General features: G+C 73.9%; 17 protein-coding genes, 3 tRNA genes and 3 pseudogenes. 15 read left to right on the forward strand and 8 right to left on the reverse strand.

The genetic code is table 11. The annotated features are described in order from the left end of the window. Window positions 1–28 precede the first annotated feature (28 nt). The 5 genes and pseudogenes from BJF88_RS22170 to purM form a co-directional block, all read left to right on the forward strand. Window positions 29–1,846, forward strand: coding sequence for an ExeM/NucH family extracellular endonuclease (locus BJF88_RS22170; RefSeq protein ID WP_075828906.1), 1,818 nt, complete (start codon window positions 29–31; stop codon window positions 1,844–1,846). Next, window positions 1,798–3,291, forward strand: coding sequence for a bifunctional UDP-sugar hydrolase/5'-nucleotidase (locus BJF88_RS22175; protein ID WP_075828907.1), 1,494 nt, complete (start codon window positions 1,798–1,800; stop codon window positions 3,289–3,291). Before BJF88_RS22170 ends, BJF88_RS22175 begins: the two co-directional genes overlap by 49 nt. 110 nt (window positions 3,292–3,401) lie before the next feature. After that, complete coding sequence (locus tag BJF88_RS19105; protein ID WP_075828908.1) at window positions 3,402–3,743, forward strand: hypothetical protein; 342 nt, start codon at window positions 3,402–3,404, stop codon at window positions 3,741–3,743. Between the two features lie 34 nt (window positions 3,744–3,777). Beyond that, window positions 3,778–5,324, forward strand: a pseudogene (purF, locus tag BJF88_RS11695) (amidophosphoribosyltransferase). A 136-nt stretch (window positions 5,325–5,460) separates the two neighbouring features. Continuing rightward, window positions 5,461–6,503, forward strand: a pseudogene (gene purM / locus BJF88_RS11700) (phosphoribosylformylglycinamidine cyclo-ligase); the annotation flags it as partial. A 115-nt stretch (window positions 6,504–6,618) separates the two neighbouring features. Here purM and BJF88_RS11705 read toward each other — a convergent pair. After that, window positions 6,619–6,828: a DUF3073 domain-containing protein gene (locus BJF88_RS11705; protein ID WP_075828909.1), complete on the reverse strand. Its 210-nt coding sequence runs from the start codon at window positions 6,826–6,828 to the stop codon at window positions 6,619–6,621. Window positions 6,829–7,164: 336 nt separating this feature from the next. On the opposite strand from BJF88_RS11705, the gene BJF88_RS11710 reads away from it, so the two are divergent. Beyond that, on the forward strand, window positions 7,165–7,377 hold the full coding sequence (locus tag BJF88_RS11710) for a BldC family transcriptional regulator (protein ID WP_075828910.1): 213 nt from the start codon (window positions 7,165–7,167) through the stop codon (window positions 7,375–7,377). 167 nt (window positions 7,378–7,544) lie between these two features. Here BJF88_RS11710 and BJF88_RS11715 read toward each other — a convergent pair whose 3' ends face one another. The 5 genes from BJF88_RS11715 to BJF88_RS11735 form a co-directional block, all read right to left on the reverse strand. Beyond that, on the reverse strand, window positions 7,545–7,853 hold the full coding sequence (locus BJF88_RS11715; RefSeq protein WP_075828911.1) for a DUF3618 domain-containing protein: 309 nt from the start codon (window positions 7,851–7,853) through the stop codon (window positions 7,545–7,547). Next, window positions 7,850–8,272, reverse strand: a complete 423-nt coding sequence (locus BJF88_RS11720) for a phage holin family protein (protein WP_075828912.1) — start codon at window positions 8,270–8,272, stop codon at window positions 7,850–7,852. Before BJF88_RS11720 ends, BJF88_RS11715 begins: the two co-directional genes overlap by 4 nt. A 214-nt stretch (window positions 8,273–8,486) precedes the next feature. Next, a tRNA-Phe gene (locus BJF88_RS11725) sits at window positions 8,487–8,559 on the reverse strand. 54 nt (window positions 8,560–8,613) lie between these two features. Beyond that, a tRNA-Asp gene (locus BJF88_RS11730) sits at window positions 8,614–8,686 on the reverse strand. A 118-nt stretch (window positions 8,687–8,804) separates the two neighbouring features. Then, window positions 8,805–8,877: transfer RNA gene (locus tag BJF88_RS11735), tRNA-Glu, on the reverse strand. 78 nt (window positions 8,878–8,955) lie between these two features. On the opposite strand from BJF88_RS11735, the gene BJF88_RS11740 reads away from it, so the two are divergent. The 9 genes and pseudogenes from BJF88_RS11740 (at window position 8,956) to BJF88_RS11780 (ending at window position 15,904) form a co-directional block, all read left to right on the forward strand. Then, entirely contained in the window at window positions 8,956–9,300 is a 345-nt protein-coding gene (locus BJF88_RS11740) for a metallopeptidase family protein (RefSeq protein ID WP_075828958.1), read from the forward strand. A gap of 57 nt (window positions 9,301–9,357) precedes the next feature. Beyond that, a complete protein-coding gene (locus BJF88_RS11745) occupies window positions 9,358–9,702 on the forward strand; it encodes a helix-turn-helix transcriptional regulator (RefSeq protein ID WP_083649079.1) in 345 nt (114 codons plus the stop codon). Then, window positions 9,699–10,619: a cation diffusion facilitator family transporter gene (locus BJF88_RS11750; RefSeq protein WP_075828914.1), complete on the forward strand. Its 921-nt coding sequence runs from the start codon at window positions 9,699–9,701 to the stop codon at window positions 10,617–10,619. The genes BJF88_RS11745 and BJF88_RS11750 overlap by 4 nt, the downstream gene beginning before the upstream one ends. A 50-nt stretch (window positions 10,620–10,669) precedes the next feature. Next, window positions 10,670–11,664, forward strand: a pseudogene (gene galE, locus BJF88_RS11755) (UDP-glucose 4-epimerase GalE). An 87-nt stretch (window positions 11,665–11,751) separates the two neighbouring features. After that, window positions 11,752–12,654, forward strand: coding sequence for a squalene/phytoene synthase family protein (locus tag BJF88_RS11760; RefSeq protein ID WP_083649080.1), 903 nt, complete (start codon window positions 11,752–11,754; stop codon window positions 12,652–12,654). Next, window positions 12,651–14,339, forward strand: a complete 1,689-nt coding sequence (gene crtI, locus BJF88_RS11765; RefSeq protein WP_075828915.1) for a phytoene desaturase family protein — start codon at window positions 12,651–12,653, stop codon at window positions 14,337–14,339. Before BJF88_RS11760 ends, crtI begins: the two co-directional genes overlap by 4 nt. Before the next feature lie 7 nt (window positions 14,340–14,346). Continuing rightward, window positions 14,347–14,691, forward strand: coding sequence for a lycopene cyclase domain-containing protein (locus tag BJF88_RS11770; RefSeq protein ID WP_075828916.1), 345 nt, complete (start codon window positions 14,347–14,349; stop codon window positions 14,689–14,691). Next, window positions 14,688–15,035, forward strand: a complete 348-nt coding sequence (locus tag BJF88_RS11775; RefSeq protein WP_075828917.1) for a lycopene cyclase domain-containing protein — start codon at window positions 14,688–14,690, stop codon at window positions 15,033–15,035. Before BJF88_RS11770 ends, BJF88_RS11775 begins: the two co-directional genes overlap by 4 nt. Continuing rightward, window positions 15,032–15,904 carry a prenyltransferase gene (locus BJF88_RS11780; protein WP_075828918.1) on the forward strand — a complete coding sequence of 291 codons (873 nt, stop codon included), beginning with the start codon at window positions 15,032–15,034 and terminating at the stop codon, window positions 15,902–15,904. The genes BJF88_RS11775 and BJF88_RS11780 overlap by 4 nt, the downstream gene beginning before the upstream one ends. A 30-nt stretch (window positions 15,905–15,934) precedes the next feature. Here BJF88_RS11780 and BJF88_RS11785 read toward each other — a convergent pair whose 3' ends face one another. Together BJF88_RS11785 and BJF88_RS23640 are read right to left on the reverse strand one after the other, a co-directional pair. Then, on the reverse strand, window positions 15,935–16,825 hold the full coding sequence (locus tag BJF88_RS11785; protein WP_075828960.1) for an SDR family oxidoreductase: 891 nt from the start codon (window positions 16,823–16,825) through the stop codon (window positions 15,935–15,937). 133 nt (window positions 16,826–16,958) lie between these two features. Further along, entirely contained in the window at window positions 16,959–17,399 is a 441-nt protein-coding gene (locus BJF88_RS23640) for a M15 family metallopeptidase (protein ID WP_083649081.1), read from the reverse strand. Window positions 17,400–17,697: the final 298 nt, after the last annotated feature.

The raw sequence follows: 17,697 nt of genomic DNA on the forward strand, positions 1-17,697 counted from the left end.
GCGCGACCTCTCGGTCGCGACGTTCAACGTGCTCAACTACTTCACGACGACCGGCGACCAGCTCACCGGCTGCCAGTACTACACGGACCGCGCGGGCGACCCCGTCACGGTCCGCACGGGCTGCGACGCGCGCGGCGCCGCCGAGGCGGAGGACCTCGAGCGCCAGCAGACGAAGATCGTCGCCGCGATCGACGCGCTCGACGCCGACGTGGTCGCGCTCATGGAGATCGAGAACTCGGCCCCGTTCGGCAAGGACCGCGACCAGGCCCTGTCCGACCTCGTCGACGCGCTCAACGAGGCCGCCGGTGCCGACGAGTGGGCGTTCGTCCCCTCGCCGGCCGCGCTGCCCGACGACGAGGACGTCATCCGCCTCGCGTACATCTACCAGGTCGACGGCGCGGAGCCGGTCGGCGCGTCGCGGATCCTCCTCGACGACCCGGCCTTCGGCAACGCGCGCGAGCCGCTCGCGCAGGTGTTCCAGCCGGCGGGCGGGGTCCTCGAGGGCGGCACGGCGGCCGACGACGACGTGCTCGTCGTCGCGAACCACTTCAAGTCGAAGGGTTCGGGCTCGGGCGAGGACGCCGACCAGGGCGACGGTCAGGGCGCGTCCAACGCGTCGCGCGTCCGGCAGGCCACGGCGCTCGTCGGCTTCGCCGAGGACGTCGCGGCGGACGCCGGGACCGACAAGGTGCTCCTGGCGGGCGACTTCAACTCCTACTCGATGGAGGACCCGCTCGAGGTGCTCAAGGACGCGGGGTACGTCGACCTCGGTGCCACCACGGGCGAGCAGACGTACCTGTTCGACGGCTACGTCGGGTCGCTCGACCACGTCTTCGCGTCGCCGGCGGCGGCCGAGGCCGTGACCGGCACCGACGTGTGGAACATCAACTCCGTCGAGCCGATCGCCAACGAGTACTCGCGCTACAACTACAACGCGTCGATCCTCTACGACACGACGCCGTTCCGGTCGTCCGACCACGACCCGGTCCTCGTCGGCCTCGACCTCGGCGGCGACGTGGTGCCCGGCACCACGACGATCGACCTGCTCGCGATCAACGACTTCCACGGTCGCATCGAGCCGTACGCGACGAACCGGGACACCGGCGTCGTCACGAACAACACGCTGTCCTTCGCGGGCACGATCGAGGAGCTCCGCGCCCAGAACCCCGACGGCACGGCCTTCGTCTCCGCGGGCGACAACATCGGCGCCTCGCTCTTCGCGTCCGCGCTCCAGGAGGACCGGCCCACCATCGACGTCCTGAACGCGCTCGACCTGGCCACCTCCGCGGTGGGCAACCACGAGTTCGACCAGGGCGTCGACGACCTCACCGGCCGTGTGGCCGAGGCCGCGGACTGGACCTACCTGGGGGCCAACGTTTACGACGCGGGCACGCAGGAGCCGGCCCTCCCCGAGTACGACGTGGTCGAGATCGACGGGGTCGAGGTCGGCTTCGTCGGCGTCGTCACCGAGGAGACGCCGACGCTCGTCACGCCGTCCGGCATCGCGGACCTCGAGTTCGGGGACCCCGTCGAGGCGCTGAACCGCGTCACCGCGCAGCTCCAGGACGGCGACGACGCCAACGGCGAGGCCGACGTCGTCGTGGCGCTCGTCCACGAGGCGCCGGCGCCGGAACCCCCGACGGCTCCACGCTCGAGGAGGAGGTCGCCGCGGGCGGCGCCTTCGCCGAGCTCGTCACGGAGACGGACCCGCGCGTCGCGGCGTTCTTCACCGGGCACACGCACAAGCAGTATGCGTGGGAGGCGCCCGTCCCGGGCGCAGAGGGGGCCACACGCCCGGTGGTCCAGACGGGCAGCTACGGCGAGTTCGTCGGGCACATCACCCTGACCGTCGACACGGGGACGGGCGAGGTCGTCGACCACGCCGCCGTGAACGTGCCGCGCACGAGCACGCCCTGGGAGGAGCTCGTCGAGACCTACCCGCGCGTGCAGGCGGTCAAGGACGTGCTCGACCCGGCGCTCGCGGAGGCCGAGGTCATCGGCGCCCAGCCGGTGGGCGAGGTCACGGCGGACATCACGACCGCGTTCACGGGCGGCTCGTACGTGGACGGCGAGTACGTCGGCCCGGGGCCGCTCCCGACCACGGGCCGCGACGACCGCGCGTCGGAGTCGGCGCTCGGCAACCTCGTCGCGAGCTCGCTGCGCGACACGCTGGCCGACCCGGCACGCGGCGGCGCCGACCTCGGCGTCGTCAACCCGGGCGGCCTGCGCAACGAGCTGCTCGTGGGCGAGGACGGCGTCATCACGTACGCCGAGGCGAACGCGGTGCTGCCCTTCGTCAATAACCTGTGGACCGTGACCCTCACCGGCGCCCAGGTCGTGGAGCTGCTCGAGCAGCAGTGGCAGACCAACCCGGACGGCACGCGTCCGTCGCGCCCGTACCTGGCGCTGGGGCTGTCGGACAACGTGAGCTGGACGGCGGCGACCGCCGACCCGAACGCCGAGCCGGGCGACAACGTCCTGTCGGTGACGATCGACGGCGAGCCGGTCGACCCCGACGCCGAGTACCGCGTCGCGACCTTCTCGTTCCTCGCCACGGGCGGTGACAACTTCCGCGTCTTCACCGAGGGCACCGACCCGCGCGACTCCGGTCTGGTCGACCGCGAGGCGTGGATCGCCTACCTTCAGGAGAACTCGCCGCTGTCGCCGTCGTTCGCACGCTCGCGCGTCGTCGTCGGCGACCTCCCGGGCGCGGTCGCGGCGGGCGAGGACGTGAGCGTGGAGCTCTCGGGCCTGGACCTGACGTCGCTCGGGGCGCCGCAGAACACCGAGGTGACGGGCTACCTCGTCCCGCGCGACGAGGAGCTCGACCCGGAGGACCCGGGCGAGGCCGTCGCCACGGCGCCCGTCGTCGACGGCGCTGCGACGCTCACCGCCACCGTCCCCGCCGACGCCGCGGAGGGTGCATACGACCTGTGGGTCGTCGCGTCGCCGAGCGGGACCACCGCGCGGGTCCCCGTCACGGTGGAGGCGGCCGTGCCCAGCGGGGTCGACCTCAGGGTGACCGCGCAGGCGCGCTGCCTCGCGGGCAACGTGTACCTGGCCGTGCGGGCCACCAACGGCGAGGACGTGGCGATCGACGTCCGCCACTACACGCCGTTCGGCGAGAAGCGGTTCGCCGCCGTGCAGCCCGGTGCCTCCGCGTACACGGCGTACGCCACGCGCCGGTCCTCGATCGAGGACGGCTCGGTGACCGTCGCCGGGTACGTGCCGGGGCAGACGCCGCGGTACGAGCAGCACAAGGTCAGCTTCGAGGGCATCACCTGCGGGTGACCCCCGCGTCGCGCTGACGCCCGACCGGGCCGCGACCCGGGTCCCGTCCGACGGGGCCCGGGTCGCGGTGCGCCCGGCCGGCTCCCAGGGAGCGCGGGTAGGGTCGTCCCGTGAGCAGCGAGCAGTCCCCGGTCCCCGACGACGCACCCGTGGCCGGCGCGCCCCGGCCCGGGACCGGCGCGGACGAGGTCGAGGTCGAGGGCGTCGTCGACCGCCGGACGGTCCGCCGTGCGCCCCGCTACCGCGCGTTCTTCACGGTCGGCATCCTGCTCGGGCTCGTCGTGGGCCTCGGGGTCGGCGGGGCGTGGCTGCAGTCCCCGGCGTCGGACGCCGTGTTCAAGCCCGGCGTCTACTTCACCGTCATCCTCGTCTCGTGCACGGCGCTCGGCGCCGGCGTCGCGGGCCTGTGGGCCGTCGTCGCCGACCGGCGCAGCCTGCGCGGACGCCGCTGACGCTCCCGCCCGCCCCTGTGGGAGACTGAGGCACGTGGCCCCCCGCGGAGATGGACTTCTCAACCACGACCTCATGCCCGGCGAGAAAGGCCCGCAGGACGCCTGCGGCGTCTTCGGCGTCTGGGCTCCCGGCGAGGAGGTCGCCAAGCTCGCCTACTTCGGCCTCTACGCCCTGCAGCACCGCGGGCAGGAGTCGGCCGGCATCGCGACGAGCAACGGCGACCAGATCCTCGTCTACAAGGACATGGGCCTCGTCTCCCAGGTGTTCGACGAGACGGCGCTCAACGCCCTGACGGGGCACATCGCCGTCGGCCACTGCCGGTACTCCACGACCGGCGGCGTGACGTGGGAGAACGCCCAGCCCACGCTCGGGGCGACGCGTCCGGGACGGTCGCCCTCGGGCACAACGGGAACCTCACGAACTCGGCGGAGCTCGTCAACCTCGTCGCCGAGCGCTACGGCAGCCAGCGGCGCGGCGAGCTCGCGCGCGGCAACACGACCGACACCGCGCTCGTCACCGCCCTCCTCGCGGGCGACGCCGACCACACGCTCGAGGCCACGGCCCTCGAGGTGCTGCCCCGGCTGCGCGGGGCGTTCTCCCTCGTGTTCATGGACGAGCGCACCCTGTACGCCGCGCGCGACCCGCAGGGCGTGCGGCCCCTCGTCCTCGGCCGCCTCGAGCGCGGCTGGGTCGTCGCGAGCGAGACGCCGGCGCTCGACATCGTCGGCGCGTCCTTCGTGCGCGAGGTGGAGCCGGGAGAGCTCATCGCGATCGACGCCGACGGCCTGCGCTCCCAGCGCTTCGCGCCCACCGAGCGCGCGGGCTGCGTCTTCGAGTACGTCTACCTCGCGCGCCCGGACACCACGATCAACGGGCGCTCGGTGCACGCCGCGCGGGTCGAGATGGGCCGGCGGCTCGCCCGCGAGTACCCCGTCGAGGCCGATCTCGTCATCCCCGTCCCCGAGTCGGGCACGCCCGCCGCGGTCGGGTACGCCGCCGAGTCCGGCATCCCGTTCGGGCAGGGCCTGACGAAGAACGCGTACGTCGGCCGTACGTTCATCCAGCCGTCGGACACGCTGCGCCAGCTCGGCATCCGGCTCAAGCTCAACCCGCTGCGCGACGTCATCCGCGGCAAGCGCCTCGTCGTCGTCGACGACTCCATCGTCCGCGGCAACACGCAGCGGGCACTCATCCGGATGCTGCGCGAGGCCGGCGCCGCGGAGGTCCACGTGCGGATCAGCTCCCCGCCCGTGAAGTGGCCGTGCTTCTACGGCATCGACTTCGCGTCCCGGGCCGAGCTCATCGCGAACGGCCTGTCGCCCGACGAGATCGGGCAGTCGCTCGGTGCGGACACCCTCGGGTACATCTCGACCGAGGGCATGATCGCCGCGACCGAGCAGCCGGCGTCCCAGCTGTGCGCGGCGTGCTTCACCGGGAAGTACCCGATCGAGCTCCCGCCCGACGACCAGCTCGGCAAGCACCTGCTCGAGCAGGCCGAGCTGCCCCTCGGCGCGCCCGAGGACGGGCTGCGCTCGCTCTCGGTGAGCGCCGGTGGCGGCGGCGCGCTGCAGCACCCGTGACCCCCGACCCCGCGACCCCCGACCCCGCGACCTCTGGAGCCCGAACCGTGACTGCGACGCGCCGCAGGACCCCGCCGGCCTGACCTACGCCGCCGCGGGCGTCGACACCGAGGCGGGCGACCGCGCGGTCGAGCTCATGAAGGACGCGGTCCGCCGCACCCAGGGGCCGCAGGTCCTGGGGGGCGTCGGGGGCTTCGCCGGCCTCGTCGACGCCGCGGAGCTCACGCGCTACCGGCACCCGCTCCTCGCGACGTCGACCGACGGCGTCGGGACCAAGGTCGCGATCGCCCAGGCCATGGACGTGCACGACACCATCGGCTTCGACCTCGTCGGCATGGTCGTCGACGACATCGTCGTCGTCGGGGCCAAGCCGCTGTTCATGACGGACTACATCGCGTGCGGGAAGGTCGTGCCGGAGCGCATCGCCGCCGTCGTGCGGGGCATCGCGGCCGCGTGCGAGGTGGCCGGCACGGCGCTCGTAGGCGGCGAGACGGCAGAGCACCCCGGCCTGCTCGCCGAGGACGAGTACGACGTCGCGGGCGCCGCCACCGGCGTGGTCGAGGCCGACGCCCTGCTCGGCCCGGACCGGGTCCGCGAGGGCGACGTCCTCGTCGCTCTCGCGTCCTCCGGCCTGCACTCCAACGGCTACTCGCTCGTCCGGGCGGTGCTGCGGCACGCGGGTGGGGCCTCGAACGGCACGTCGACGAGCTCGGGCGCACGGTCGGCGAGGAGCTGCTCGAGCCCACGCGCGTGTACGCGAGCGACTGCCTCGCGCTCGCGGCCGACGACGCCGCGCAGGTGCACGCCTTCACGCACGTCACCGGTGGCGGCCTCGCGGCAAACCTGGCGCGCGTGCTGCCGGCCGGCCTCGTCGGCGTCGTCGACCGCGCGAGCTGGGAGGTGCCTCCGGTCTTCCGCCTCGTGCGCGATCTGGGCGGCGTGCCCCGCCGCGACCTCGAGAACACGCTCAACCTCGGGGTCGGCATGGTCGCCGTCGTCGGGGCGGACGGCGTCGACGCGGCGCTCGCACGGTGCGCGGCGCTCGGGCTGCCGGCATGGGTGCTGGGCAGCGTCGAGGCCTTCGACCCCGCCACGGAGCTCGGCGCCGCCGACGGGGACGTCGTCGCCGGGACGAAGGGCGTGCAGGCGGGCGCGGTCCGGCTCGTCGGCGACTACCGGGCTGACCGCCGGGGGACGCTGGACGCACGACACGCGCGGCCGCCTGTCAGCGGCCGCGCCGTCGTGCGGGGAGGTGGGTCAGGCCTCGCGGGGGACGCAGAGGCGAGACCGACCGTCAGCGGTCGTCGGACCAGTCGTTGTAGCGCTGGTCGTAGCGCTCGAGGTCGTCCGACGACTCGGCGCCGAAGCGGGAGTCCGTCACGACATCCGTGTGGCTGTGACCGGTGAGCTCCTGCTCGAGAGCCCTGTAGTTCGTCTCGGGGCTGTAGTACTTCAGCGCGCGAGCGACCTTGGTCTGCTTTGCCTTCTGACGGCCGCGGCCCATGGCTCCGACCCCCTCAACGTAGAAGCGGGGCGGCAACGTGCTCAGACGTGCGGCCCCGGGGTGTAGTTTCGTCTGTTCAGGGTCCAACGGTACATGCTCGGGCCCTATTCCATCCACTCAGAGAGGGTGGTCTGGGCCTCTCCCCGGCGCGCACGCCGGGGCGGAAAGCCGCAGGGCTGCCGATACGGCCCTTCCGGCCATAGACGGCCTAATTCACCCCTCCGTCAAGTCGCCCCAAATCCGCATCCTGCGACAATGGACGGAAGAACTGCGCTCGTGCTGTCGTCGTGATCCGGGGCATCCGCCGGACCAGCGCGAACCAGGAGGAGGTGCCCTATGTCCATGCACGGAGAGTCCGAGGTATTGCTCACGCCCGCCGAGGTCGCCAGCCTCTTCCGCGTCGACCCCAAGACCGTCACCCGCTGGGCGAAGGCCGGCAAGCTCTCGTCGATCCGGACGCTGGGTGGCCATCGTCGGTACCGCGAGTCCGAGGTCCGCGCCCTTCTCGGTGCCGCGAGCGAGCCGGCCGAGGGCGCCGACAAGGGCTGACGGCAGGGGCAACGCTAGAGCACCGCCGGGGCGAGGGCAAGGGGTTGCCCGGCCCCGGTCGGCGTCCGTGCGGGAGCGCTCCCAGACCCACGCGTCCGCGCCGTGCGACGACGGCGCGCCGGCGCGGACGCGCTCGCGACGGCCGCCGGGCGCGCAGCGACGCGCGGTCACGAGGAACGCTTGCGCACGATCCCCGTCACGACGAGGGCCAGCGCCGCGGCTGCCGCTCCGAGCAGCACCTTGACGTTGCGCGAGCGCTCGGGGTCGGACTCCGGAAGTCCGCCCCCGGACAGGAACGCTCCCGTGTCGGATGCGGCCTGCTTCGCCTGCCGCGCGACGTGTCCGGCCTGGACGCGCGGGTCGAGCCGCGTGGCCAGCTCGTCGACCGTCCCGGCGAGCTCGGCGCGCGTCCGGGCGATCTCGTCCTCGAGCTGGGTCTGGGACGGGGCGGCGGGTGCCTTGTCGGCGGCGCTCACGAGCGCACCCCCTTCTTGATGGTCTCCACGTCTTCCTTGATGCTCTCCACCGCCGTCGTCGGCGTGGGCGGGACGCCGCGCTGGAGCTGCTTGACGCCGACGAACGCGAGGCCGCCGGCGACCAGGACGAGCACGAGGCCCACGATGAGCGCGGCGAGCCAGGTCGGCATCACGGTCGCCAGTCCCTCCATGCCCGCGGCGAAGAGGAACCCGAGGCCGTAGAGCACGAGGACACCGCCGACGACGAGCATCCCGGCCCCGACCCCCGCGTGCTTGGCCTTCTCCTTGAGCTCGGCCTTGGCGAGCGCGATCTCGGACCGGACGAGCCGTGTGGCCTGCTCGGACAGACGCTCGACGAGCTGTCCGACCGTCGGCTTCTGCTCCTCGGGCGGTATGCGCCCGTCGATCCAGTCGCTCATGTGCTCACCCTCTCGCCGGTTGACTCGCGTCCAACTCAACCGGCACCGTCACCGGTCCGCAACTTCCGGGCGGGTCCTCCGGGCAGGTCACGGGCGTGCGCAGCCTCTGACGCGGGTCGGGCGAGCCCGGGCGTCCACCTCGGCCGGGCACCGTGGGCCACCGCGTCCGCCGACGAGAAGACCCCCACCCGGTGCCCGGGTGGGGGTCTCGATGTGGCTCCGACCGGCGTCGATCCGGTGACCTTTCGATTTTCAGTCGAACGCTCTACCAACTGAGCTACAGAGCCCTGACACGAAAGCCCGGGCGGCCGTTGCCGACCGTTCCGGGCTCTCGCCTCGCGCGACCTGACGGGACTTGAACCCGCGACCTCCGCCGTGACAGGGCGGCGCGCTAACCAACTGCGCTACAGGGCCTTGCTGTTCTCCCACGTCCGCCGTCCGGCGGCCCGCTTTCGAACCGTGAGGATCGTACCGTACCGGCGAGCCGATCCGTAAATCGGCTGGTGAGCGCCGGCCCGACGACGATCCCGCGTACCCCCAACGGGATTCGAACCCGTGCTACCGCCGTGAAAGGGCGGGGTCCTAGGCCGCTAGACGATGGGGGCTCGAGGACGTCGGCCAGTGTACAGCCGGGCCGGGCGCGGGGCGGGCCGCGGAGCGGGCAGGATGGTCCCGTGGTGGACATGACGCGCGAGGACTTCGAGGACGCGGTCCGGGACGGGCTCGATCTCGTGCCGGCGGACCTCGCGGCGCAGATGGACAACGTCGTCGTGCTCGTGGAGGACGACGCGCCGCCCGACGACCCCGAGCTGCTGGGGGTCTACGAGGGCGTGCCGCTCACGGAGCGCGACCTCATGTGGGCGGCCGGGTCGCTGCCCGACCGGATCGCGATCTTCCGCAACCCCACGCTCGCGATCTGCGAGACGCGCGAGGACGTCGTCGAGGAGGTGGCGATCACGGTGGTGCACGAGATCGCCCACCACTTCGGCATCGACGACGACCGGCTCCACGAGCTCGGCTGGGCGTGACCGGCCGGGTCGGGCCCGACGGTAGCCGGCATCGCTGAACGGCGATAACATCGCCGTATGACGATGAATGACCCGGAGGTGCGGCACCTGTCCGCGGGCGCGACGCACGACCACGAGGCGGTGGCTCGCCTGCTGCACGCGCTCGCCGAGCCGAGCCGGCTCGCCCTCGTCCACCTGCTCACCGGCACCGAGCGGCGCGTCGTCGACCTCACCCGCGATCTCGGGCTCGCTCAGTCCACGGTCTCCGCGCACCTGACGATGCTCCGCGACGCGGGCGTCGTCGCGGTCCGGCGCGAGGGGCGCTCGTCGTGGTACCGCCTCCTGCGGCCCGAGGTGGCGCACCTGCTCGCGGACGCCGAGGACGTCGCGCTCGCCCCCGTGCCGCGCGAGGAGGCCTCGTGACGGGGCACCACCACGGCGGCGGGCACGGCACGGCGACGACCGCTCACCGTCGCCGGCTCGCCGTGGTGCTCGCCATCACCCTCGTCGTCATGGTGGGCGAGGTCGTCGGCGCTCTCCTCTCGGGGTCGCTCGCGCTCCTCGCCGACGCGGGGCACATGCTCACCGACGCGTCCGGCATCGCGCTGGCCCTCCTCGCCGGGTGGCTCGCCGCGCGCCCGCCGACGACGCGCCGCACGTTCGGCTGGCAGCGCGCCGAGATCCTCGCGGCCATGGCGAACGGGTTGATCCTCGCGTTCGTGGCGGTCACCGTGATCGTCGAGGGCGTCGGCAGGACGGTGTCCCCGGACCCCGACGTCGACGCCGGGATCATGATCGTCGTCGCGGTCGTCGGGCTCGTCGCCAACGTGGTGGGGCTGCGGCTGCTCGCCCCGGGCCAGGGCGAGAGCCTCAACGTGCGCGGCGCCTACCTCGAGGTGCTCGGCGACCTCCTCGGCTCGGTCGCGGTCGTCGCGGCGGGCGTCGTCGTGGCCGCCGGGTTCCCGCGCGCGGACGGGATCGCCTCCGTGGCGGTCGGCCTGATGATCCTGCCGCGGGCGGCGCTGCTGCTGCGCGACGTCGTGCACGTCCTGCTCGAGGCGGCTCCGCCCGGCGTCGACCTCGTCGACGTCCGGGCGCACATCGAGGGCGTGCCGGGCGTGGTCGGCGTCCACGACCTGCACGCCTGGACGATCACGTCCGGGGTGCCGGTGCTCTCGGCGCACGTCGAGGTCGAGCCGCGGCTGCTGGAGCGCGGCGACGGCACGGACGTCCTGCGCCGGCTGCGCACGTGCCTCAGCGGCCACTTCGACGTCGACCACTGCACCTTCCAGATCGAGCCGCCGGACATGCGCAGCACCGAGACCTCGGCGCACCGCTGACCGTGCCGCGGCCCGGTCCCGCGCCGTCGCCGCCCGTTAGGCTGGCGCCCATGACGATCCTGGTGACCGGCGGAGCGGGGTACATCGGCGCGCACGTGGTGCGGCTGCTGCAGGAGCGCGGCGAGGAGGTCGTCGTGGTCGACGACCTCAGCACCGGGCGCGCGGACCGCGTCGGCGACGCGCGGCTGGTTCAGGTCGACGTCGCGGCCCCGGAGGCCGTGGACGTCCTCACGCGGGCGATGACTGAGCACGACGTGCGCGCCGTCGTCCACTTCGCGGCGCGCAAGCAGGTGGGGGAGTCGGTCGAGAAGCCGGCCTGGTACTACCAGCAGAACGTGGGCGGCTTCACCAACCTCGTCACGGCGATGCAGGCGGCCGGCGTCGACCGGCTCGTGTTCTCGTCGTCGGCGGCGACCTACGGGATGCCGTCGGTGTCGATGGTCGAGGAGAAGCTGCACGCCGAGCCCATCAACCCGTACGGCGAGACCAAGCTCGTCGGGGAGTGGCTCGGCCGCGCGGCCGGCCCGCGTGGGGGCTGCGGTTCGTCGCGCTGCGGTACTTCAACGTCGCGGGCGCCGGCTGGCCGGAGCTGGGCGACCCGGCGGTCCTCAACCTCGTGCCGATGGTCCTCGACCGCCTGGCGCGCGGCGAGCGCCCCAAGATCTTCGGCGACGACTACCCGACGCCCGACGGCACGTGCATCCGCGACTACATCCACGTCCTCGACCTCGCGCAGGCGCACCTGGCCTCGCTCGACTACCTCGGCGCCGACGAGCGGCCCTTCGACGTGTTCAACGTCGGGACGGGCGAAGGCTCCTCGGTGCGCGAGGTCATCGACGAGATCGGTCGCGTGAGCGGTCTCGACGTCACGCCGGAGGTCTTCCCGCGGCGGGCCGGCGACCCGCCGCAGCTCGTGGGCGACCCGCGGCGCATCAACGAGGTGCTCGGCTGGCGCGCGACGAACGGTCTCCCGGAGATCATCTCCTCCGCCTGGCAGGCGTGGCAGGCGGGACCGCGGCGCATCGAGGTCCCCGCCGACGTGTGATGTCGGTCGCCCCGTGAGACCATTCGTTCCTCAGCATGCTGAGGAACGCGTGTGCGGCGTGTTCCCGACGACGGACGGGGTGGTGGCGTGGGCGCCGAGCAGGACCTGTACGACCGGACGGCGGCGCGCACGAGCCGCGTCGTGCTCGCGTCGTACTCGACGTCGTTCGGACTGGGGGCGCGGTTGCTCGACGGCGCGACCCGCGACGGGATCGACGCCGTGTACGGGCTCGTGCGGATCGCCGACGAGGTCGTGGACACCCGCCGCGGGGACGGCGCGGGCGAGCTGCTGGACGAGCTCGAGGCGGAGACCGCGCGGGCCCTCGAGCGCGGCTGGTCGACGAACCTGGTGGTGCACTCCTTCGCGCGTGCGGCACGGCGCTGCGGCATCGGGCACCGCGAGGTCGACCCGTTCTTCGCGTCCATGCGCACCGACCTCACCGTCCGGGTGCACGACCGGGAGAGCTACGAGCGCTACGTGTACGGCTCCGCGGAGGTCGTCGGCCTGATGTGCCTCGCCGTGTTCCTCAACGCGCACCGCCGTCCCGGCGAGCCGCTGGTCGTGCCCGACGAGACGCTCGAGCGCGGAGCCCGCGCGCTCGGCGCCGCGTTCCAGAAGATCAACTTCCTGCGGGACCTGCGCACCGACTACGCCGAGCTCGGCCGCCGCTACCTGCCGGGCGTCGTCCCGGACCGCCTGCGCCGGCGCGACGTCGAGGCCTTCTGCGCGGAGGTCGAGGCCGACCTCGCGGCCGCCCGCGCCGCCCTGCCGGGGTTGCCGGTGCGCCCGCGCATCGCCGTCGCCGCGACGGTCGCCGTCTACGAGCGACTGCTCGCGCGGCTCCACGCGACGCCGCCGGCCGAGATCCTGCGGGCGCGCGTGCGCGTGCCCGACACCGTGAAGGTGGCCCTCGCGGCGCGGGCGGCGAGTGCCGAGCTGCTCGGCCAGGTGTCGGCCGCGCGCCGTCCTGCCGCGCGAGCGCTCGCATGAGGGCGCCGCGCGTCGCGGTCGTCGGCGGCGGCATCTCCGGCCTCGCGACCGCCGCGCTGCTCGCGCGCGGCGGCGCCCGGGTGACGCTCCTCGAACGGCACGACACCGTGGGGGGACGGGCCGGCACGCTCGAGGTCGACGGCTTCCGGTTCGACACGGGGCCGTCCTGGTACTTCATGCCGGAGGTCTTCGAGCACTTCTTCGCGCTGCTCGGCGAGCGCGTCGAGGACCACGTGGACCTCGTGCGGCTGGACCCGGCGTACCGGGTGTTCTTCGAGCCGGACGGCGACGGGTCCGCCGGCCGGGGCGCGGGCCACCGTCCCGCCGCCCCGCTCGAGGTGAGGGCGGACCGCGAGGCGACCCTCGCCGCGTTCGACGCGCTCGAGCCCGGCGCGGGCGCGCGCACGGGCGCCTACGCCGACGCGTCGAGCGAGGCCTACCGCCTCGCGCTCGACCACTTCCTCTACACGACGTTCGAGCGCCCCGACCGCGCGCTCGCGCCCGACGTGCTGCGCAGGCTGCCGCGGCTCGCGCGCCTGCTCACGCGCTCCCTCGCGGAGCACACGGCCGGCACGGTCGACGACGAGCGGCTGCGCCAGGTGCTCGGCTACCACGCGGTGTTCCTCGGCTCGTCGCCCTACCGTGCCCCCGCGCTGTACTCCCTCATGAGCCACCTGGACCTCGTCGACGGCGTCCTCTACCCCCGGGGCGGTATGTACACCGTCATCGAGGCGGTCGAGCGGCTCGCCCGTGCCGAGGGCGTGGAGATCCGCACCGGCGTCGAGGTCGAGGCCGTCGAGGTGCAGCCCGGGGCCCGACGCCGGGGGCGCGCCACCGGCGTGCGGCTCGCCTCGGGGGAGGTGGTGGGCGCGGACGTCGTCGTCTCGGCGGCCGACCTCCACCACACCGAGACGCGGCTGCTCGACCCTCGGTGGTCGACCCGTCCGCAGGCGTGGTGGGACGCGCACGGCCCCGGCGTCTCGGCGCTGCTCGTGCTCGCGGGCGTGCGCGGCGAGCTGCCCGAGCTCGCGCACCACTCCCTGTTCTTCACGCGGGACTGGCCGCGCAACTTCGACGCCATCCTCGGGTCGGGGCCGGGCAGCGCCGTGCACGAGCTGCACGCGCCGGAGCCCGCGTCCCTCTACGTGTCGCGGACCTCCGCGACGGACGGCCCCGCGTCCGCGGCCCCCGCGGCGCCCCCCGGGCACGAGAACCTCTTCGTCCTCGTGCCGTTTCCCGCCGACCCGTCGCTGGGCGCCGACGAGCCGTCGCAGCGCACCCTGGAGGGACTCGCCGACGGCTACCTCGCCCAGGTCGGCGCATGGGCGGGCATCGAGGACCTGCCGGGCCGGGTCGTGACGCGTCAGGTCCTCGGACCGGCCCACTTCGCGACGGAGCTCTCGGCGTGGCGCGGCGGGGCGCTGGGCATGGAGCACACGCTGCGCCAGTCGGCGATGTTCCGGCCCGGCGTGGTCTCGCCGCGCGTCGACGGGCTGTACCACGCGGGGTCTGGCACGATCCCGGGCGTGGGACTGCCGATGTGCCTGATCAGCGCCGAGCTCGTCGCCAAGCGGCTGCTCGGCGAGACGTCCGCCCGACCGCTGCCCGCCCCGCTGCGGCACGGCTACCTGGACGCGAGCCGCCGGCCCGAGCGGCTGGGCGCCGCCGTCGCGGTGCGCCGGTGAGCGCACGATGACCGGACTGCTCTACCTCGCCGCGCTGCTCGGCGCCATCACCGGCATCGCGCTGCTCGACCGCCGGTTCCGCCTCGCGTTCTGGGCAGACCGGCGGCGCACGCTCCTCACGGTCGGCACCGCCGTCGTCGGCTTCCTCGTCTGGGACGTGGTGGGCATCGCCCTCGGGATCTTCTCGCGGGGCGAGGCGCCGTACATGACGGGCCTCCTCCTCGCGCCGGAGCTGCCGGTCGAGGAGGCCGTCTTCCTCACGCTGCTGTGCTACAACGCGCTCGTCGCGTGGCGCGCGTTCGACCGGGTCGCCCGGCGGCGCGCCGACGCACGCGAGGGGGCGCGGCCGTGACCAACATCGTGCTCAACGCGATCGTCATCGCGCTCGTCGTGGCCGTCTCGTGGCGCGTCCTGCGCCGTCTGCGGCCCAGCGGGCTGGTGTGGACGACCGTGCTGCTGCTCGTCCTCACGCTCGTCTTCGACACGCTGATGATCGCCGTCGGGCTGTACGTCTACCACCCCGACCGCATCCTCGGCGTGTACGTCTGGGGCGCCCCGCTCGAGGACTTCGCGTACCCGGTCGTCGCCGCGCTCGGCGCCCCGGCGCTGTGGGAGGTCCTCGGGCGCCGTCGCGCTGGGGCCGCCGGGGCCGCCGGGGCCGCCGGGGCCGCCGGGGCCGACGGGGGCACGACGTGAGGGCGGTCCTCGCCGCCTCCCGGCCGTTCTCCTGGATCAACACCGCCTACCCGTTCGCCGCCGGCTACCTCGTCGCGACGGGCGGGCGCGTCGACATCGCGCTCGTCGTCGGCACGCTGTACTTCCTCGTGCCGTACAACCTGCTGATGTACGGGGTCAACGACGTCTTCGACTACGAGAGCGACCTGCGGAACCCCCGCAAGGGCGGGATCGAGGGGGCGCTCGCGGACCCGGCGACGGCCCGTACGACGCACCGGCGCATCCTGTGGGCCTGCGCCGTCACCAACGTGCCCTTCCTCGTGTGGCTGCTCGCGCTCGGCGACGCCTGGGCGGCCGTGACGCTGCTCGTCGTCGTCCTCCTCGTCGTGGCCTACTCCGCGCCCGTGCTGCGGTTCAAGGAACGGCCCTTCCTCGACTCCTTCACGTCGGCGATGCACTTCGCCGGCCCGCTGCTCTACGCGCTCGTCCTCGTCGGCGCCGACCTCGCGGCGCGGACCGTGTGGCCCGTGCTCGTCGGCTTCGTGCTGTGGGGGATGGCCTCGCACGCGTTCGGCGCGGTGCAGGACGTGCGCGCGGACCGCGCGGCGGGGATCGGCTCCGTGGCGACCGTGATCGGGGCGCGCGCGACGGTGGTCGCCGCGGCGGCGACGTACGTCGCCGCCGCCGCGGTGCTCGCGGTGCTGCCCTGGCCGGGGGTCCTCGCCGCGCTGCTCCCGCTCCCGTACGCGGTCAACGTGCTGCGCTTCCGCACCGTGACGGACGCCGACTGCGAGCGGGCGAACGCGGGCTGGCGGACCTTCCTGTGGCTCAACCTCGTCACGGGGTTCCTCGTGACGATGCTCCTCCTGGCGGACGCCCTCGCCGCGTAGCACCGGCTCGCGAGCCGCGTGGCCGCCCGCTCAGAACAGCCGTCCGCCCGTGACCGCGAGGTGGTCGCCGGTGATGTAGCTCGACTCCTGCGACGCGAAGAACACGTAGGCCGGGGCGAGCTCGGCGGGCTGGCCGGCCCGCCCGAGGGGCGTGTCGCCGCCGAACTGCTCGACCTTGCCCTCCGGCATGGTGGCGGGGATCAGCGGCGTCCAGATCGGTCCCGGGGCGACGGCGTTGACACGGATGCCCTCCTCGGCGAGCTGCTGCGCGAGGCCGCGCGTGAAGTTGAGGATCGCGGCCTTCGTCGACGCGTAGTCGAGGAGCTGGGGGCTCGGCTCGGACGCCTGGATCGACGTGGTGTTGATGATCGACCCGCCGCGCGGGAGGTGGTCGAGCGCGGCCTTCGTGATCCAGAACAGGGCGTACAGGTTCGTCCGGAACACGCGGTCGAGCTGCTCCGTCGAGATGCCGCGCAGGCCCTCGTCCTGGGCCATCTGGTACGCGGCGTTGTTGACGAGCACGTCGAGGCCGCCGAGCTGGTCCACGGCGTCCGTGACGAGCCGCCGGCAGAAGCTCTCGTCGCGCACGTCGCCGGGGAGCAGCACCGCGCGACGCCCGGCCTTCTCGACCCAGTCGGCCGTCGTGCGCGCGTCCGCCTCCTCCTCGGGCAGGTAGCCGATGGCGACGTCGGCCCCCTCGCGGGCGAACGCGATGGCGACGGCGCGACCGATGCCCGAGTCACCGCCCGTGATGAGCGCGCGCCTGCCCTCGAGGCGGCCCGAGCCCGTGTACGTCGACTCGCCGTGGTCGGGCTCCTGCGACATCTCCCCGGTCGTGCCCGGGGGCTGGAGGTCGTCGGCGGGCTGCCCCGGCCGGGGCTCCTGCGTGGTGGGATCCTGCGGGCTGGTCTGGTCCGGCATGAGGTCCTCCGGTCTCGGGTCCAGGGTCCTCCTCAGCATGCGGGCGACGCCGCACGCTCGCACCGGGTCCGGCACGACGGCGCCCCGCGTCCGTGGCGGACGCGGGGCGCGGTCGTGCTGCGAGCGGGGTCGGTCAGGACAGGTCGCCGTACTCCCAGTGCCACGGCTCGTTCTTCGAGCCGCCGGCGCGGGCCCACTCCGGGTTGTCGAAGCCGAACGCGGGGGCGTTGGCGCGCATCCACTCGTACTGCGCGGTGCCGTAGTCCTGGATCCCGCCCCCGAGGTCGAGCGCGAGACCCCACCCGTGGTTGGACGTGCCGGGCACGGCGGCGAAGTAGCCGCGCGCGGCCTTCGTCGCGACCTGGGAGTCGTACGAGCGGTACGAGTCCGTGATCGCGATGTCCGTGCCGAACGCCTCGCGGTACTTGGCGTTGAGGGCCTCGAACTGGTGGTCGGCGTCGCAGCGCAGCTGCTCGCCCGGCGCCCACGACAGCTCGCACAGGGCGTCGGCCGGGATCTGCCCGTTGCCGAACCCCTCGGTCGAGGTCGCCCACGCGTCGAGCTGCGCGGCGATCTCCTCGGGGGACGGCGGGGCGGGCGCGGCGGCGGCTCCGGCGCGGGCTCGACGGCGACCTCGGCGGCCGAGGCGTCGAGCAGCGTGCGCAGCTCGCCGGTGAGGTCGGTGATCTTCTGGTCGCTGGCCGGCGCGGCCGTGGCCTCGTCGGCCACGGACGCGGCCGCCCCCGCCGACGGCTGCGACGCGGTCGCGTCGCCCTGGGCCTCGGTCTCGGCGACGTCCTCGTCCGCGGGCGCCGCCGGCGTGCCGGCGGGCTCCGCGTCCTCGGCGGGCAGGCGCACGAGCGGCGGCGACA

It is taken from the genome of Cellulosimicrobium sp. CUA-896, assembly GCF_001942335.1.
In the GTDB taxonomy this organism is placed as follows: Bacteria; Actinomycetota; Actinomycetes; order Actinomycetales; family Cellulomonadaceae; genus Cellulosimicrobium.